14 protein-coding genes are annotated in these 17,100 nt (G+C 57.9%); 7 read left to right on the top strand and 7 right to left on the bottom strand.

Going from position 1 to position 17,100, the window contains the following annotated elements; translation table 11 throughout:
- Nucleotides 1-19 precede the first annotated feature (19 nt).
- Nucleotides 20-934, bottom strand: coding sequence for an AraC family transcriptional regulator (locus HEP82_RS12480; RefSeq protein ID WP_192458379.1), 915 nt, complete (start codon nt 932-934; stop codon nt 20-22).
- Nucleotides 935-1,134: 200 nt separating this feature from the next.
- On the opposite strand from HEP82_RS12480, the gene HEP82_RS12475 reads away from it, so the two are divergent.
- The 3 genes from HEP82_RS12475 to dkgA all read left to right on the top strand — a co-directional run bounded on the left by HEP82_RS12475 (nt 1,135) and on the right by dkgA (nt 4,115).
- The gene (locus HEP82_RS12475) at nt 1,135-1,875 is read left to right on the top strand and encodes an NADPH-dependent oxidoreductase (protein ID WP_192458378.1); all 741 of its coding nucleotides are present in this window, start codon (nt 1,135-1,137) and stop codon (nt 1,873-1,875) included.
- 2 nt (nt 1,876-1,877) lie between these two features.
- The gene (gene yqhD / locus HEP82_RS12470; protein ID WP_192458377.1) at nt 1,878-3,041 is read left to right on the top strand and encodes an alcohol dehydrogenase; all 1,164 of its coding nucleotides are present in this window, start codon (nt 1,878-1,880) and stop codon (nt 3,039-3,041) included.
- 228 nt (nt 3,042-3,269) lie between these two features.
- Entirely contained in the window at nt 3,270-4,115 is an 846-nt protein-coding gene (gene dkgA / locus HEP82_RS12465; RefSeq protein ID WP_192458376.1) for a 2,5-didehydrogluconate reductase DkgA, read from the top strand.
- A 40-nt stretch (nt 4,116-4,155) separates the two neighbouring features.
- On the opposite strand, the gene HEP82_RS12460 is transcribed toward dkgA, so the two are convergent.
- Nucleotides 4,156-4,896 carry a GntR family transcriptional regulator gene (locus HEP82_RS12460; RefSeq protein WP_192458375.1) on the bottom strand — a complete coding sequence of 247 codons (741 nt, stop codon included), beginning with the start codon at nt 4,894-4,896 and terminating at the stop codon, nt 4,156-4,158.
- Between the two features lie 181 nt (nt 4,897-5,077).
- Here HEP82_RS12460 and HEP82_RS12455 point away from each other — a divergent pair, with 181 nt between their 5' ends.
- From HEP82_RS12455 to HEP82_RS12445, 3 genes are read left to right on the top strand one after another with little or no spacing between them, the layout of a single operon-like run.
- On the top strand, nt 5,078-6,148 hold the full coding sequence (locus HEP82_RS12455; protein WP_192458374.1) for an ADP-ribosylglycohydrolase family protein: 1,071 nt from the start codon (nt 5,078-5,080) through the stop codon (nt 6,146-6,148).
- A complete protein-coding gene (locus HEP82_RS12450; protein WP_192458373.1) occupies nt 6,103-7,521 on the top strand; it encodes a purine-cytosine permease family protein in 1,419 nt (472 codons plus the stop codon). Before HEP82_RS12455 ends, HEP82_RS12450 begins: the two co-directional genes overlap by 46 nt.
- Complete coding sequence (locus HEP82_RS12445) at nt 7,518-8,456, top strand: PfkB family carbohydrate kinase (RefSeq protein WP_192458372.1); 939 nt, start codon at nt 7,518-7,520, stop codon at nt 8,454-8,456. The genes HEP82_RS12450 and HEP82_RS12445 overlap by 4 nt, the downstream gene beginning before the upstream one ends.
- 119 nt (nt 8,457-8,575) lie before the next feature.
- Here the strand turns inward: HEP82_RS12445 and ftsP are convergent, their stop codons facing one another.
- The 3 genes from ftsP to parC form a co-directional block, all read right to left on the bottom strand.
- Nucleotides 8,576-9,988 (bottom strand): cell division protein FtsP, encoded by a 1,413-nt coding sequence (gene ftsP / locus HEP82_RS12440; protein ID WP_192458371.1) that lies wholly within the window; start codon nt 9,986-9,988, stop codon nt 8,576-8,578.
- Nucleotides 9,989-10,030: 42 nt separating this feature from the next.
- Entirely contained in the window at nt 10,031-10,768 is a 738-nt protein-coding gene (locus HEP82_RS12435) for a 1-acylglycerol-3-phosphate O-acyltransferase (protein WP_192458370.1), read from the bottom strand.
- A 343-nt stretch (nt 10,769-11,111) separates the two neighbouring features.
- Complete coding sequence (gene parC / locus HEP82_RS12430) at nt 11,112-13,385, bottom strand: DNA topoisomerase IV subunit A (protein WP_192458369.1); 2,274 nt, start codon at nt 13,383-13,385, stop codon at nt 11,112-11,114.
- 248 nt (nt 13,386-13,633) lie between these two features.
- Here parC and HEP82_RS12425 point away from each other — a divergent pair, with 248 nt between their 5' ends.
- Nucleotides 13,634-14,215 carry an NAD(P)H-dependent oxidoreductase gene (locus tag HEP82_RS12425; protein ID WP_192458368.1) on the top strand — a complete coding sequence of 194 codons (582 nt, stop codon included), beginning with the start codon at nt 13,634-13,636 and terminating at the stop codon, nt 14,213-14,215.
- 16 nt (nt 14,216-14,231) lie between these two features.
- Here HEP82_RS12425 and HEP82_RS12420 read toward each other — a convergent pair whose 3' ends face one another.
- Together HEP82_RS12420 and parE are read right to left on the bottom strand one after the other, a co-directional pair.
- A complete protein-coding gene (locus tag HEP82_RS12420) occupies nt 14,232-15,128 on the bottom strand; it encodes a LysR family transcriptional regulator (RefSeq protein WP_192458367.1) in 897 nt (298 codons plus the stop codon).
- 12 nt (nt 15,129-15,140) lie between these two features.
- Nucleotides 15,141-17,036 (bottom strand): DNA topoisomerase IV subunit B, encoded by a 1,896-nt coding sequence (gene parE / locus HEP82_RS12415; protein WP_192458366.1) that lies wholly within the window; start codon nt 17,034-17,036, stop codon nt 15,141-15,143.
- Between the last annotated feature and the right edge of the window lie 64 nt (nt 17,037-17,100).

Below are 17,100 nucleotides of genomic sequence, written 5' to 3'. Positions count from 1 at the left end.
CTCTCGTGAGAATTCAACCCTAGTTCCCTTCAATCGCCACCGTGCCGGATCGCAGTTTGACCACTTCATCCCCCGGCGTGGTGCCGAAATAGCGTTTAAATTCACGGCTAAACTGCGACGGGCTCTCATAGCCAACCTGCATTGACGCGGCGTTGGCGCGCAGGCCGTTATGCACCATCAACTGGCGTGCTTTGTGTAAACGGTATGATTTCAGATACTGCAGCGGCGATGTGCCAGTCACCGATTTGAAGTTATGGTGAAATGCCGACACACTCATATTCACCTCGCCAGCCAGCTGCTCTACGCTTAGGTTATCGGCGTAATGGTTTTCAATATGCCGTAATGCGCGGGCTACCTGCCCAAAATGGCTATAACGGTTCATCAGCGCATGCAGCGACGCACCGCAAGGCCCGCACAGCACATGGTAGATAACCTCGCGCACAATCCAGGGGCCTAGCACTCTGGCGTCCCTGGCATCCGCCATCGCTTCCAGTAACCGTTCGGCCGCGCACAACAGCGCCTCGTTAAGCGGAACGCTGCTGAATCCGGAGGTATCCGCCCGCTGTTTCTTCATGCTGCCGTCATCACCCATTTCGATCAGTAAATCCTGCAGCATCGGGATATCCACCCGAATGGAAATGCCGACGATGGGACTCTCCGGGCTAGCGAAGTTTTCGCATTCAAACGGTAACGGCACCGTCATTAGCAGGTAGTTTTGCGGATCATACTGAAAGACTTTATCCCCCAGATAACCGACTTTATGCCCCTGAAAGATAATCACGATACAAGGGTCATACAGCACCGGCGTTCGCGCACTGTGCGTATCGGCATAAATAATTTTGACCTGCGATATTGGCGATTGGGTTACACAGTTGCGACTGATGTAAGGCATCGCCAGATTGACTAATCGCTGACGTTGACTATGGTTTTGCATATATTCATCTCTTACAGACAATAGAAATAAAATGACATATGAGGGGATTCTAATCACCCTTTTCTTCTTAATATTGCAGAAATAGGCAATACATGTAGAGAAATGAGCATTGCCGCCGCGTTAGCATCGGCCGAGAATATTTGCACATCCTGTCAGTGCCTCGCGCACCCGACTTCCCGCCCCACATAACAGGGATCGCCATGAATCAGACCATCGAATTACTGACTCAACACCGTAGCGAACGCAGCTATCAGGACAAACCCATTCCGGAAGACGTGCTGTCCGCTATCATTGAAGCCGCACACCTGGCGCCGACCTCCGTCAACTCTCAGCAAGTCTCAGTGATTGTCATTCGTGATCCGGCGCGGCGCGCCCGCATCGCCGAACTCGCAGGCGGGCAGCCCTGGATAGCGCAGGCGCCGGTTTTCCTGGCATTGGTGCTGGACATGCACAAAACCGCCACTGGCATCGACATGAGCGGCAATACTCAACACGCCCACGAAAGTGTGGAGAGCATTGTTTCTGGCGCCACGGATGTCGGGATTGCCCTGGGAACGCTAATTGCAGCGGCACATTCGTTTGGTCTTGGCATCGTCCCCATCGGCGGCATTCGCCGTCAACCGCAGGCCATTATCGATCTGCTGCAACTGCCGTCGCTCACTTTCCCGGTGGCGGGGCTGGCGCTTGGCTACGTGGATAAGCCCGCATACCAGAAACCGCGTCTGCCGCTAAACACCTTTCGTCACGACGAGGTTTACCATCAGGAACACCTGAAGACCGCCATCGAACAATACAACCAGACGCTGGTGGCTCACTGGGAACAGACCGGACGCCGTGATGGCGAGCCCTGGGGCAGCAATACCGCCAGCTATTACCAACATATCTACTTCCCTCAAGTACGCCCTGCGCTCTTGCAGCAAGGCTTCAAACTGGATCAATAATCATGCAAAACTTTACCCTTCACACCCCGACTAAAATTCTGTTCGGCAAAGGACAAATCGCTGGACTGGCGGCGGAAATTCCGGCTGACGCCCGTATTCTGATGACCTACGGCGGCGGCAGCATCAAGCACAACGGCGTGTTCGATCAGGTGATGAGCGCGCTCAAAGGCCGCTATGTGCTGGAATTCTCCGGTATTGAACCCAACCCGACCTATGAAACGCTGATGAAAGCGGTCGACATCGTGCGTCGTGAAAAAATCGATTTTCTGCTGGCTGTCGGCGGCGGCTCCGTGGCGGACGGCACCAAGTTCATCGCTGCCGCCGCCAACTACACCGTAGAGGCGGATCCCTGGCATATCCTGCTGACCCGGGGCGCGGAAGTCACCAGCACACTGCCCATCGGCGTGGTGCTGACCCTGCCGGCTACCGGTTCCGAATCCAATTCCGGTGCGGTTATCACCCGTAAGACCAGCGGTGACAAGCAGGCATTCATGAATCCGCTGGTTTGCCCGAAATTCGCGGTTCTCGACCCGGAAGTCACCTATTCACTGCCACCACGCCAAATCGCCAACGGCGTTGTCGACGCCTTTGTACATACCGTCGAGCAGTACCTGACCTACCCGGTCAACGGCAAAGTGCAGGATCGTTTTGCGGAAGGGCTGCTGCTGACATTGATTGAAGAAGGCCCACGCGCACTGAAAGAGCCGACTAACTACGATGTACGCGCCAACGTGATGTGGAGCGCAACCCAAGCGCTGAACGGCCTGATCGGCGCTGGCGTGCCGCAAGACTGGTCGACCCATATGCTGGGGCACGAAATCACCGCGCTGCACGGCCTGGATCACGCCCAGACGTTGGCCATCGTGCTGCCGGCCATGCTGAATGCGCGTCGCGTTCAAAAAAGGGAAAAGCTGTTGCAGTACGCTGAGCGCGTCTGGAATCTGACTTCAGGCAGTGATGATGAGCGCATCGACGGCGCGATCGCCGCCACCCGCCATTTCTTTGAAAGTCTTGGTGTTCCGACCCGCTTCTCCGACTATAAACTGGATGGCAGCTCGATTCCGACACTGGTGAGCAAGCTCAACGAGAAGCACCTGACCGCGCTCGGCGAGCACCACGACATCACGCTGGAACACAGTCAGCGCGTCTATGAAGCGGCTCTCTGACGGAATGTAGCGATACCATCGGCGCGTCCCACTGCGCCGTTTCGGGAACCGTTTCTTCCGTACGCTCCTGCAAAAACGGGTTTAGGCAGTGGCTTTACCGCCGGGGAAACGGGTTAACATCAGAAGGTTTGTCAGTCGTCCGGGACGCTGCCGTCAGGCGGCGTCTTTGTCTTTATCGTCGCCCGGCTCGCACCGGCATTCAGACGGAAAAAACAACAGGAGAGCCACATGTCTGTCCCCCCAATGATTACCCTGTCCGACGGCAATGTGATGCCGCAGCTCGGGCTTGGCGTCTGGCGCGCCAGCAATGAACAAGCCGCTAATGCGGTCGCCGAAGCGCTGGCAGCGGGCTACCGTGCCATAGACACCGCCGCTATCTACCGTAACGAGGTTGGCGTCGGTCAAGCGCTGCAGGCCACGTCAGTCCCTCGCAGTGAAATCTTCGTCACCACCAAGCTCTGGAATGCCGACCACTTGGCCCCGGAACAGGCATTGCAGGACAGCCTAAACCGTCTGCAACTGGAGTATATCGACCTCTACCTGATCCACTGGCCGTTGCCGGAGCTAGATCACTATGTGGAAGCCTGGCAAGGGTTGCTACGGCTGAAGGAACAAGGGCTCGCCAAAAGCGTCGGCGTCTGCAATTTCAAACCTCATCATCTGCAGCGCCTGCTGGATGAAACCGGTGTATTGCCGGTTGTTAATCAAATCGAACTGCACCCGCTGTTTCAGCAGCACGATGTGGCCCAATGGAATGCCGCCCGCCATATCCGCACCGAGTCCTGGAGCCCGCTGGCGCAAGGCGGCGACGGCGTGTTCGACCACCCGGTCATCCAGCAGCTGGCGCGAAAATATGCCAAATCGCCGGCCCAGATTGTCATCCGCTGGCATCTGGATCGAGGTTTGATCGTTATACCTAAATCGGTAACGCCGTCCCGTATCCGGGAAAACATCGATGTGTTTGACTTCAAATTGGAACAGGAGGATATCGACGCCATCGCCACACTGGATAGTGGTAAACGGCTGGGCCAGGATCCCGACCTCCCCCGTTCGGACACGCATAAAAAAGTCTAAATCCGCAATCACATAGCCGGGGGCGCCGTGTCGCTTCCGGCTAACAGGAAACGTGGAATTCGTAAATGTCGCTGCGACAAAAAATTTCGCAGTATTCCAGCAATTCCCCTTTATCGCCGTAGGTCAGTTGCCGGTGAAACGTCACCGGCGCGCCAGTGGGAATCTTCAGATAGGACGCAACATCATCCGGTGCGCCCAACGCCTTGAGCCAGAATTGCTTCCGTCCCGGAAAAATACCGTGCGCCGCCCAATACTGATACAGCGAGGTCTCCACGTCGTCAGGGTTCGGCAACAGATGCAGCGGGATCCAGGTACTCTCCAGTGATGCGGGCTCGTCATTCAGCAAACGCACACGATGCAGTTTGGTCATACGCAGGCTGGACAACGTCGGCAGCAGTAGCGTCAAGCCTTTCGGCGCAGCGATATCCGTCTGGCGCGCCAGCCAGATATTACCGGCCGAACCGCCCTGTTGCTGCACTAACGCGGTAAAACCGGATTCATCCTCGTCCAGCGAATAATCCAGCAACGGCGCAATGCGGGTTCCGACGCCCTGCTGGCGGATAATCAATCCTTTTTCTTCCAGCATCGCCAGCGATCGGGAAACCGTCACTCGCGACAGCCCCAGCAATTGAACCAGCTGCCGTTCGGGCGGCAGGAACTGCCCCGCCAGATCGCTGCGTTGGTGAAGACAGTGTTCCAGCATATGGGCCAGCTGCATGTAGCGCGGGGCGGACGAGGGTTGTTCCAGCAGCGCCCGCAGGTCAGAGAAAAGTTTTTGCATAGCGTTCTTCTGATTTTTATCGGCTGTGACGTCCACAAACGATGCGATGCCACATTTATCAGCGTCACAGATCTTTAATTGGCCTTTTAATGGCATTAAATTGGCCTTGCCATTATCGTTCATCTTACGTACATTGACCACCAGTTATCAGGTTACACCGAGCCAACACCAGGGGTCGTTAATGACCGTAACGAAAAATCCTCACGACGCCATTCTCGGCTGTCTTTACGGCCAGGCAGTAGGTGACGCGATGGGGATGCCGTCAGAACTGTGGCCGCAAGAACAGGTACGCCGCCATTTCGGCTGGATCGACACCTTCCTACCCGGCCCTGATGAAAATGTCGCAGCACAGGGACTGAAAGCCGGCGAATACACCGATGACACACAACAAGCCATCGCGCTCCTGAAAGCTATCGTGGAAGCCGGCGGCGCGGTCGAACCGGAACGTATCGCCAGGCATATTCTGGCATGGGCCGAACGCATCAACGCTTTTGAACGCAATGTCCTCGGCCCCAGCTCCAAGGCCGCGCTAAACGCCATCCGCGTCGGTACGCCTGTCCATGATATTCAGGCTAACGGCGTCACCAACGGTGCCGCCATGCGCATCGCACCGTTGGGGTGCGTGGCAGATACGTCGGATAACGAAGCGTTCATTCAGGCCGTCCGCCTGGCTTGCAGCCCTACGCATCAGTCTGATATTGCCGTCGCCGGCGCATTCGCTATTGCCTGGGCCATCAGCCGAGCCATTGACGGCGTAAGCTGGCAGGCGCTCAAAGTCGAGCTTCCCGGCTTGACTGAAAACGTGCAACGGCAATGCATTACCACCTTTTGCCCACAATTGGGCCGTCGAATTACGCAGGCCCTCAATTTTACCGAGAACCTTCGCAACTTGCCTGATTCCCGCGCGCTGTCGGAACTTTACGATACGTTGGGCGCAGGTATGGACACACTGGAGTCAGTGCCGATGGCGCTGGCCCTGGTGGAGCTGGCCGACACCCATCCGCAGCGTTGCGCCGTATTATCCGCCAATCTTGGCGGCGATACGGACACGATTGGCGCCATGGCCACCGCAATTTGCGGTGCGCTGCACGGCATCAAGGCTTTTCCTGCGGCATGGATCTCTACCATTAATCAGGTCAACGCGACTGACTTTACCCCCCTTGCCGCATCACTCTCTGAACTCAGGCTGAAAAGGAGTACGCCAACATGGGTGAAATGCAGCACAGCGAACCGCAAAGCAAGCCCTGGATAAAGGTGGAAGAAACCGGCATTGACCTGGTGCCGGATGAAGAACGTACCGGCACGCCGTTGCAGTTGTTTTGGATCTGGTGCGCCGCCAACATCGGTATTCTCGGCATCGTCTACGGTGCCATCATCGTGTCATTCGGGCTGTCGTTGATCCAAGCCGTGCTGGCCGCGCTGGTGGGCGTCGCCAGTTTCGCGCTGGTTGGTTACACCTCGTTTGCCGGACAACTAGGCCGCACGTCTACGCTCACGTTGTCCCGCGCCATCTTCGGGCTACGCGGCAATATCGTGCCCACCGCCTTCGGGTGGTTCACCCTGATCGGCTGGGAAGCGGTCAATGTGATCACCGGCACCATGACGCTGGCTGCGATGTTCGAAGCGCTTGGTTTTCATAGTGGTACCTCACTCACTACCGTCAGTCTGCTGCTGTTTGCCGGGCTCACTATCGTGGTCAGCCTGCTGGGCCAAAACATTCTGTTTCTGATGCAAAGCTGGTTCAGCAAGATTTTCGGCACCATGACGCTGATCGTGGTCATCCATATTCTGTTCAACACCCCCTGGAGCCAGGTACTAAATCTGCCTTCCGGCAATTGGCTGACCGGTTTTCTGCCCGCCGTGTCCGTTATCGCGGCAGGTACCGGCATCGGTTGGACCATCGCCGGCGCCGACTACAGCCGCTACCAACGCCCCACCACGCCGCGCTCGCATATTTTTTCTGCGGTCTTCATCGGCGCCTGCCTGCCGCTGGTACTGCTGATGCTGGCGGGGATCCTGCTCTCATCGCGCCTGCAGGATCTGGCGGGATCCGCCAACCCCATCGCACTGATCGGCACCGTACTACCCACCTGGATGGCGGTTCCCTATTTGCTGACGGCGACGGCGGGTATCGTCACCATCGCCGTGCTGAGCCTGTATTCCGCCAGCCTGAATCTGCTGACCATCGGCATCCGGGTGCGTCAGTCGGTTGCGGTCAGTATTGACGCCGTGCTGATGCTCAGCGTTTCGGTGTATGTTCTGTACATTTCCGGCGATTTCCTGACGCCATTCATCTCCTTCCTGATGTTCTGCGGTGTGTTCCTCTCCGCTTGGGCGGCCATGTTTATTCTCGACTATCTCTGGCTGCGTCGGCATCACGGCTATCCTGCCGAGCTGTTGTTCGGACTCAACGGCAAAAACCGCCACACCCGCTGGATCCCGCTGTGTTGCTGGTTGCTCGGCGCGATCAGCGGACTCATGGTCACTAAAACCGGCTTTATCGACGGGCCGCTTGCCAAGGGCATTTTTGAAAGCTCTAGCCTCGGCATCTTTATCGCTTTCGGCATCAGTCTGATCGCCTATGGCCTGTTTTTGCGGCTGGCGCCGCAGGAGCAACGCGCATGAGATCGTTTCACGCAACAAGACCCGTCGTCGTCATCGGTGCTGCGGTCGGCGATATCGTGTTAGGGTTGGCCCGCTTGCCCCATAGCGGCGAAGATCTGGAGGCGGAAAATCGCGGTAGCCAGATCGGCGGTTGTGCGTTCAACGTCGCCAGAGTATTGCGCCGTCTGGAAGTTCCGGTGATCAACGGTATGACGGTCGGTAACGGCGTATGGGGCCAGCAGGTGGAAGAAACCATGCAGACGCTGGAGATGACGGTACTGCTGCGGCACAGTCATATGGATAACGGTTGGTGTCTGGCGCTGGTGGAACCAAACGGCGAGCGCACGTTTATCTCCGTTCCTGGCTGTGAAGGTATCTGGAGCGATGAGCTACTGGCAAACGTGGTTCCTCCCGCCAATGCGCTGATTTATGCCAGCGGTTATGAACTGGTGGGCGAAGCTGGCGCTCCGCTGCGTCGCTGGCTGTTGGCGCATCCGCAGCAAAAGCTGATCGATCTTGGGCCCCGTCTGGCAGATATCCCCGCCGACTTTATCCCCGCCTTGCAGGGCAGTGATACGCTGCTCACGCTCAATCGAGACGAAACCCGCTACCTGTGCGGCGCCGGCGAACCCGCCGCGCAGGCCGCTCGTTATGCCGAACAATGGGGGTTGACCCTGATTTGCCATCTGGATCAGGATGGTGCATGGATTTGCCCGCCGGACGGCGCGCCGCGTCACCTGGCGGCCTACCCCGCAACAGTGGCCGATACCATCGGCGCGGGCGATGCCCACTGCGGCGGCTTGCTGGCAGGGCTATCGGCAGGCTGGATGTTGGATGGCGCGGTAGATTTGGCCAATCGGGTGGCGGCTTTTGTGGTCGAAAACACCGGGGCGGCCAGCGCACCGGATTGGGTACAGCTACAACGGCGCTTTCCTGTCACCCACAGCGCATCCTGAACCCGCATCAGGACGGCGGTGCCGTTTACCGGCACCGCCGGGGCGACAAAAACCAGGAAGAGGAAAATCAGGAGAGGGAAACGACCGCCGTCGGCGGTCATGTTATCCGGAACGACAGCCTAATTCGGCTGTACCACCAGTTGGCCATCCGAGCCACGATCCGCCATCTCCAGCGTATGGCTGTAATACAGGAACGGGAACTGCGGCGTCGAAAACTGGCCGAAGTAGACCAGCAGTTCCACATCGTTCTCCACCCATACCGTATCCTTCCAACCGGAATCCTCCGACGCCGCTGGGCTGCCGTTGACGCCGCGCACCAGAAACGACGCACCCTGAATATGGAACGGCTGGGGCTTATCCGCGTGGACGATCCAGCGCTCACAACGCCCGACCTGCGTCTGCACATCGACGCGGTTGGCATCCCACATCGCGCCGTTGATGCCCGGCAGGCTATCCCCCAGACGGAATTCGCGCGTGCGGCTGACACCGGCATTCAGCATGGTATCCGCCAGCAGCTGCATCGGCAGCGCATCGGTGGCCAACGGCAGCATACCGGTGGGACGCAGCGTCAGAATCTGCGAGGAAATCAGGATATTGGACGGTTCGAACAGGCCGCGGATTCGCTCCATGAAGGTGGCGGATTTTCCGGCGGTCAGCGTCACTTCACTGCCTTGCGACATATCGACCAGCACTTCGCGACGCTCGCCCGGCGCCAGCGACATCTGATTGAGTGCCACCGGCACCGGCAGGAACCCCTGATCGCTGGCAATCAGAAACATCGGCCGGCCGTCGCTCATGTACATCACGTAACGGCGAGCGTTGGAGGCGTTCAACAAGCGCAGCCGCACCCAGCCGCGAGACACTTCCACATAGGGGTTCTGCACGCCGTTCACCACCAGCGTATCGCCCATAAAACCGCCGCTGCCGGGCTGGCTGTATTGCGGCGTGCCGAAATTATCCAGCCGCTTATCCTGAATCACCACCGGAAAGTCATCCACACCGTAATGATTGGGGATCGGCAAGGCTTTGCTGACGGCGTCCTCCACCAGCCACAGGCCGGCCACGCCGTTATACACGTGCTGCGCCATACGGTTCGGCGTATTGGCGTGATACCAGCAGGTTGCCGCAGCCTGACGTATCGGCAGCACCGGCGACCAGTCCATGTTCGGCTGAATCATACGCCCGGCGCCGCCCATCAATGAGCCCGGTACTTGCAGGCCGCTAACCGTCATCGACACCGGCTCACTCAGACGGTTGCTGTAGATCACTTTAACGTCGTCATTGCTGTTCACCCGCACGGTCGGGCCCAGGTAGCGTCCATTGAAGCCCCAGACCGACGCTTTGCGATCACCGGTGAATGACCAATTCGCCCGTTGTAGCGTCAAAAAGACGGGTTGCCCGCGACGCGGCTCCATCAGCGGAGGCACCGGCAACGGGTTCTGCGTCCCTGAGGCGCGAGCCGGCAGAGAAACGGCTCCGGCACATACGGCCGCCCCGGTTGCCTGCAGAAATTGACGCCGGCTTAATGACATAGTGACTCCAACAACGTGTTAACCCAAATATTTCTCAGACAATTAACCTTGCTGCGCCGCATTCAGCCGTGCAACTTCCTCATCCAGTTCGGCAATTTTGGCCGCCATCACTTCGTGGCAGTAAACGGCCAGTTCCCGCACCTGATCCTTGCCGTAAGCGCTGGTATCGATCGGCGGCAGCATCTCCACAATGGCGTGTCCGTTGTTCCAGCGATTCAGTTTGATCTTACCGTGGGTCGTGGAAACACAGATGGGGACGATCGGCACCCCGGCGGAGATGGCGGCATGGAATGCACCGGTTTTGAACGGCATCAGACCGCGCCCCCGGCTACGAGTCCCTTCCGGGAACATCCAGACGGAAATATGCCGCTCTTTAATATGCTTCACCACCTGCGCAATAGTGCCGTGCGCCTTGGCGCGGTTTTCACGGTCGATCAACAGGTTGCCGGTCAGCCAGTACAACGGCCCGAAGAATGGGATCCATACCAGGCTTTTCTTTCCTACCGTCACGGTACCCGGCAACACCACGTTGGCTGCGGTAATCATGTCGTAGTTATTTTGGTGATTGGCGATGTAGATATAGCATCCCGGATAAGTTTCACCTTCAGGCTGACGGAGATGCACTTTCAGGCCGAAAACCACCGATAACTTGGCAAACAAACGCCCGAAACGGGACACATGGCGTGGGTCGCGCGGGGTGAACGAGCAGTAGACCAAACCCAGCACACAAACCGCTATGGAAAAGAGAATGACCACTAAAAACCGCAGAATTAATAACATAGCTACCTCATTAGCCTATTGCCGCCGCTAGTATAACCACTTCGTCATAAAACACACGGCGAACCTTGCGCCAGCGCACGCCCGGCAGCAGCGCGGAGGGCTGACATCACCACGGTGGGGAAACATCACGACGGAAACGAGAGCACACGCCAACGCGCTCTGTGCCGGAGCGAGGAAAAGGATAACGGCGGGGAAAAACACCCAGAACCTACGCTTCCCTGCCGGCGTAACAGCAAGGTGGAATGCGCCATGCCGTTACGCCAGTTCCATTCCCGGCGGGGCTGATATACCGCCCCATCGGGCGTGTCGCCTGAACCAGGCATGTACGCTTTCGCCGACAGATTTACTCTTCGCTGCCGCCATCCTGCGCCACTACCGGGCTATCCACGTCGACCCGGTCAACGCGCTGCAGGCCGCGCGGCAGCGTTGTTCCTTTGCAGCCGCGGCTGGCGGTGAATTTCTGCAGTTCTTCCGGACGCAGGGCATACTTGCGTTTACCAGAATGCAGCGTCACCGTGGCGCGCGGCGAAATCACCTGCAGCCACAGGATGCGGTCTTCGCCGCTGGCCGCTTGCGCCGCCGGAATAGCGACAATTTTATTGCCTTTGCCTTTCGACAATTGCGGCAAATCCGCCACCGGGAACAACAACATCCGGCCCGCAGCGGTGATGGTCAGCAACAGATCGTCATCGTGAGACACCTCCAGCGGCGGCAGCACTTTCGCGTTATCCGGCAGGGTCAGTACCGCTTTACCGACACGGTTGCGCGCCACCAAATCGCTAAACGTACAGATGAAACCGTAACCGGCGTCGGACGCCAACAGCAGGCGCTGCTCATCCGCCGTCATCAACACCTGTTCCACCGTCGCGCCCGGCGGCAAAGTCAGCTTGCCGGTCAAGGGTTCACCCTGACCACGGGCGGAAGGCAACGTCAGCGGATCCAACGCATAGCTGCGCCCGGTGGAATCGATAAATACCACCGGCTGGTTGCTTTTGCCGCGAGCCGCCGCGCGATAGTTGTCACCCGCTTTGTAATTAAGGCCGCTCGGATCGATGTCGTGCCCCTTGGCGCTGCGCACCCATCCCATTTCCGACAGCACGATAGTCACCGGTTCCGACGGAGACAGGTCATGCTCACTCATGGCTTTCGCTTCGGCGCGTTCCTGCAACGGCGAGCGACGATCGTCGCCATAGGCTTTAGCATCCGCCTGAATTTCCTTCTTCAGCAGGTTGCTCATCTTGCGTTCTGACGCCAGGATGTCCTGGATCTGATCGCGTTCTTTGGCCAGTTCGTCCTGCTCGCCGCGAATCTTCATCTCTTCCAATTTGGCCAAATGACGCAGTTTCAATTCCAGAATGGCTTCCGCCTGCGTATCACTCAGCCCGAATCGCGCCATCAGCACTGGCTTGGGTTCATCTTCGGAACGGATGATGTGGATGACTTCGTCGATGCTCAGAAAAGCGACCAGCAAACCTTCCAGCACATGCAGGCGTTTGAGCACCTTATCCAGACGGAAACTGAGGCGGCGACGCACGGTGTCGCGCCGGAACGCCAGCCATTCGGTCAGGATCTCCTGCAACCCCTTCACGCCAGGGCGCCCGTCCAGACCGATCATGTTCATATTGATGCGGTAGCTTTTTTCCAGATCGGTGGTGGCGAACAGATGGTTCATCACCATATCCAGATCGATACGGTTGGAACGCGGCACCAGTACCAGACGGGTCGGGTTTTCGTGGTCGGACTCGTCCCGCAGATCGTCGATCATCGGCAGCTTCTTGGCACGCATCTGGCTGGCGATCTGCTCCAGCACCCGCGCACCGGAAACCTGGTGCGGCAACGCAGTGATGACCACGCTGCCGTCCTCTTTCTTCCACACGGCGCGCATACGCACCGAACCGCGCCCGGTTTCATACATTTTGCGCAGTTCGTCGCGCGATGTGATGATCTCTGCTTCGGTGGGGAAATCCGGCGCCTGAACATGCTGTAACAGCGCGTCGAGCGTGGCGTCTGGGTTGTCGATCAACGCCACGGCGGCGGCGGCCACTTCACGCACGTTATGCGGCGGAATATCGGTGGCCATCCCCACCGCAATACCGGTGGTGCCGTTGAGCAGAATGTTCGGCAAACGCGCAGGCAGCATCTTCGGCTCCTGCATGGTGCCATCAAAGTTCGGCACATAATCCACCGTTCCTTGACCCAGTTCACCCAGCAATACTTCCGCGTATTTCGACAGACGGGACTCGGTATAACGCATGGCAGCGAAAGACTTGGGATCGTCCGGCGCCCCCCAGTTGCCCTGGCCGTCCACCAGCGGATAACGGTAGGAAAAGGGTTGAGCCATCAGCACCATGGCTTCATAACAGGCGCTGTCGCCATGAGGATGGTATTTACCCAACACGTCACCGACGGTGCGTGCGGATTTTTTGAACTTGGCGCTGGCGCTCAGCCCCAGCTCCGACATTGCATAAACAATGCGACGCTGAACCGGCTTGAGGCCGTCGCCGATGAAAGGTAACGCCCTATCCATGATGACGTACATGGAATAGTTGAGATAGGCGTTTTCCGTAAATGTGTGTAGCGCGAGACGTTCCGCGCCGTCATGAGTCATATCGCTCATTAATAATCCTTAAACCGTGGCGTTGCCATGTCAGACCAAACCAACCAACACGCGCAGTGGCAGATGCAGCCCGGATAGTACCGCAAGTTGTCCCTCTCGTCACAATAGGGTTTGCCACTTCAGTGTTAGCGTGGATTGTTGCGTCACAGTCAATAGTGTTGTGAGTTATCGCACGTTTTTCTCTGCGCATTGCCCGGATAGACTGGCCTTCACTCTTTTTCCACTTACACCATCCGAGGCGACTCATCATGCATAACATCCTCATTATCAATGCCGGCAAGTCTTTCGGCCATTCCAAAGGTGAACTCAACCGGACACTCACCGACGCGGCGGCCTCTTTCCTGCGCGACAAAAGTCGCGACGTCCGCGTAACGCATGTGGACGCCGGTTACGACATCGCCCAGGAAGTACAGCATTACCTGTGGGCCGACGCCGTTATCTATCAGATGCCCGGTTGGTGGATGGGCGCGCCCTGGATCCTGAAGAAATACATCGATGAAGTGTTCACGGCGGGGCATGGCTCGTTGTATGCCAGCGATGGGCGTTCCCGTGAGGACGCCAGCAAAAAATATGGCTCCGGCGGGTTGCTGCAAGGGAAAAAATATCTGTTGTCCCTGACCTGGAATGCCCCACTGGAAGCCTTCACCGAGCCGGATCAGTTCTTCCACGGCGTGGGGGTCGACGGCGTATACCTGCCATTCCACAAGGCCAACCAGTTTATCGGCCTGTCGGCACTGCCGACGTTCATCTGCAATGACGTCATTAAAGCGCCGGACGTGGAAAACGACCTCATCCGTTATCGCGCTCATCTGGACAAACTTTTCGCCTAAACTTCCGGTGGAGCGCCTATAGCGGATGCAGCGCGATTTTCTCGCTCAGAAAATCCAGAAAGCTGACGATGCGCCCGGCCAACGCGGTGTTGCGGTAGTAAACCGCGTTGACCGGCAACCGCACATCCAGCGTATCCTCCGGCAGAATTTGCACCAGCAGGCCGGCCGCTACATCTTCCCGGGTCATAAAATCCGACAGGCGCACAATCCCTTCGCCGTGTAATGCCAGCAACCGCAGCATCTCACCGTTAGACGCCGCAACAGCAGGCTGGATCGGGTAATAATCCCCCATTTCACTGCGCAGCGGCCAGAGGTTGAGCGATTCCGATTGGGTAAACCCCATCAGCGTATGGTTGGCCAAATCCTCTACCCGCAGCGGCGTGCCGCACCGGCGCAAATAATCCGGGCTGGCCAGCACGCGCAACCGGGTATATCCCAATAGTCGGGCATGGATGGAGGAATCACGCAGCGCGCCGATACGGATCGCCACATCGGTATGCTGTTCCAGCAGATCGATGAACACATCATCCGTATTGAGCTCCAGCATAATTTGCGGATAACGGCGACGAAACTCAGGGATCAGTGGCACGATGACGTGCTGCATGAAGGAAGACGCCGCATTGATGCGCAGGCGTCCGCTAGGCTGTTCGCGGCGCAGCGCCATCTGCTCTTCCGCCGCCTCCACGGACTGGGTCACATCGCGGGCTTGCAACAGAAAAATTTGCCCCTCTTCGGAAAGCGACAACCGGCGAGTGGTGCGATGCAGCAACGTCACGCCGAGCTTGCTTTCCAGGCGCCCAATCGCCCGGCTGATACCGGAGGCCGTCTGTCCCAACTGCCCGGCGGCGGCGGTGACAGACCCGCAATCCACTACAGCAATGAATGCCTGCATCTCTTCCAGCGTGATTTTCATTATCTCTGGGCGTCAGACGTCAAGCTCAGCCCGGTCGCCTTTCTCCTGCAGCCAGTTGCGGCGGTCTTCCGAACGCTTTTTCGCCAGCAACATATCCATCGTCGCCAGTGTCTGCTCCACATCCTCTTCGCTGATGGTCAACTGCACCAGCCGACGAGTATTCGGATCCAGCGTGGTTTCGCGCAATTGCATCGGGTTCATTTCCCCCAACCCTTTGAAGCGTTGGACATTGGGTTTGCCCTTTTTGCGTTTGAGCTGTTCCAGAATGCCGGCTTTCTCTTCTTCATCCAGCGCGTAGTAAACCTCTTTGCCCAGATCAATGCGGTACAACGGCGGCATTGCCACATAAACATGACCGTCCCGCACCAGCGGACGGAAGTGACGGACAAATAGCGCGCACAAGAGTGTTGCGATATGCAACCCGTCGGAATCGGCGTCCGCCAGAATGCAAATTTTACCGTAACGCAATTGGGTCAAATCGTCGCTGTCAGGATCGATACCGATGGCAACCGAAATGTCGTGAACTTCCTGCGACGCCAGTACCTCGTCGGAAGAGACCTCCCAGGTGTTCAGAATTTTCCCCTTCAATGGCATGATCGCCTGATATTCCCGGTCGCGGGCCTGCTTGGCGGAACCGCCCGCCGAATCCCCTTCCACCAGGAACAATTCGGTTTTGCCCAGATCCTGCGATGTGCAGTCAGCCAGCTTGCCGGGCAACGCCGGGCCGCTAGTCAGCTTCTTACGCACCACTTTCTTTGCCGCGCGCATCCGGCGCTGGGCGCTGGAAATCGCCAGTTCCGCCAGTAGCTCTGCCGCTTGCACGTTCTGATTCAGCCACAGGCTAAATGCATCCTTCACCACCCCCGATACGAACGCGGCGGATTGGCGGGAAGAGAGGCGCTCTTTAGTCTGGCCGGCGAACTGCGGATCCTGCATCTTCAACGACAGCACATAGGCGCAGCGCTCCCAGATATCCTCGGCGCTGAGCTTGACGCCGCGCGGCAAAATATTGCGGAATTCGCAGAACTCGCGCATGGCATCCAGCAATCCCTGGCGCAAGCCGTTGACGTGCGTCCCGCCCTGCGGAGTCGGAATCAGGTTAACGTAACTTTCCGTCAGCAGTTCGCCGCCTTCCGGCAGCCATAACAGCGCCCACTCGATCGCTTCGGTATCCCCGCTGATCGTGCCGGTAAACGGCTTCTCCGGCAGCGTCGGCAGGCCATTCACCGCTTCGCACAGATAGTCGTTCAGCCCATCCTGGTAGCACCAACGCTGCTCGGTTTCGTTTACCTTATCGACAAACAGGATTTCCACACCCGGACACAACACCGCCTTGGCTTTCAGCAGGTGAGTCAGGCGGGAAACGGAAAAACGTGGGCTATCGAAGAAGGATTCTTCCGGCCAGAAACGAACCCGGGTGCCAGTATTACGGCGGCCGCAAGTGCCGGTTATCGTCAAATCCTGCACTTTCGCCCCTTGCTCGAAGGCGATGTCGTAAACCTGACCATCACGGCGCACCGTGACTTCGACCCGGCGGGACAATGCATTGACTACCGAGATCCCCACACCGTGCAGACCGCCGGAAAATTGATAGTTTTTGTTGGAGAATTTCCCCCCGGCGTGCAGTCGACAGAGGATCAACTCGACGGCCGGGACACCTTCTTCCGGGTGAATATCCACCGGCATACCGCGCCCGTCGTCGATCACTTCCAGTGACTGATCAGGATGCAGTATTACCTCCACACGCCGGGCATGCCCCGCCAGCGCCTCGTCGACGCTGTTGTCGATCACTTCCTGCCCCAGATGGTTGGGACGGGTGGTGTCAGTGTACATACCTGGACGGCGGCGAACCGGCTCCAGCCCGCTGAGGACTTCTATCGCATCAGCGTTATAACTTGATTGCGTCATGGTTTGAATGAATTCAGTCGTTGTTTGATATACAGGTTATGACCGACGCGCAAACGACAGACGA

Source organism: Musicola keenii (genome assembly GCF_014855505.1).
GTDB lineage: Bacteria > Pseudomonadota > Gammaproteobacteria > Enterobacterales > Enterobacteriaceae > Musicola > Musicola paradisiaca.
Note: the sequence above shows the minus strand (reverse complement) of the source record. Positions and strands in the feature narration are given on the sequence as shown.

Bases quoted from the DNA above. Each gene is read 5' to 3' on its own strand.
- HEP82_RS12455 (WP_192458374.1), top strand. From the start codon at position 5,078: ATGACCGTAACGAAAAATCCTCACGACGCCATTCTCGGCTGTCTTTAC.
- dkgA (WP_192458376.1), top strand. From the start codon at position 3,270: ATGTCTGTCCCCCCAATGATTACCCTGTCCGACGGCAATGTGATGCCG.
- HEP82_RS12445 (WP_192458372.1), top strand. From the start codon at position 7,518: ATGAGATCGTTTCACGCAACAAGACCCGTCGTCGTCATCGGTGCTGCG.
- yqhD (WP_192458377.1), top strand. From the start codon at position 1,878: ATGCAAAACTTTACCCTTCACACCCCGACTAAAATTCTGTTCGGCAAA.
- HEP82_RS12420 (WP_192458367.1), bottom strand. From the start codon at position 15,128: ATGAAAATCACGCTGGAAGAGATGCAGGCATTCATTGCTGTAGTGGAT.
- HEP82_RS12425 (WP_192458368.1), top strand. From the start codon at position 13,634: ATGCATAACATCCTCATTATCAATGCCGGCAAGTCTTTCGGCCATTCC.
- HEP82_RS12450 (WP_192458373.1), top strand. From the start codon at position 6,103: ATGGGTGAAATGCAGCACAGCGAACCGCAAAGCAAGCCCTGGATAAAG.
- parE (WP_192458366.1), bottom strand. From the start codon at position 17,036: ATGACGCAATCAAGTTATAACGCTGATGCGATAGAAGTCCTCAGCGGG.
- HEP82_RS12435 (WP_192458370.1), bottom strand. From the start codon at position 10,768: ATGTTATTAATTCTGCGGTTTTTAGTGGTCATTCTCTTTTCCATAGCG.
- HEP82_RS12475 (WP_192458378.1), top strand. From the start codon at position 1,135: ATGAATCAGACCATCGAATTACTGACTCAACACCGTAGCGAACGCAGC.
- ftsP (WP_192458371.1), bottom strand. From the start codon at position 9,988: ATGTCATTAAGCCGGCGTCAATTTCTGCAGGCAACCGGGGCGGCCGTA.
- HEP82_RS12460 (WP_192458375.1), bottom strand. From the start codon at position 4,896: ATGCAAAAACTTTTCTCTGACCTGCGGGCGCTGCTGGAACAACCCTCG.
- HEP82_RS12480 (WP_192458379.1), bottom strand. From the start codon at position 934: ATGCAAAACCATAGTCAACGTCAGCGATTAGTCAATCTGGCGATGCCT.
- parC (WP_192458369.1), bottom strand. From the start codon at position 13,385: ATGAGCGATATGACTCATGACGGCGCGGAACGTCTCGCGCTACACACA.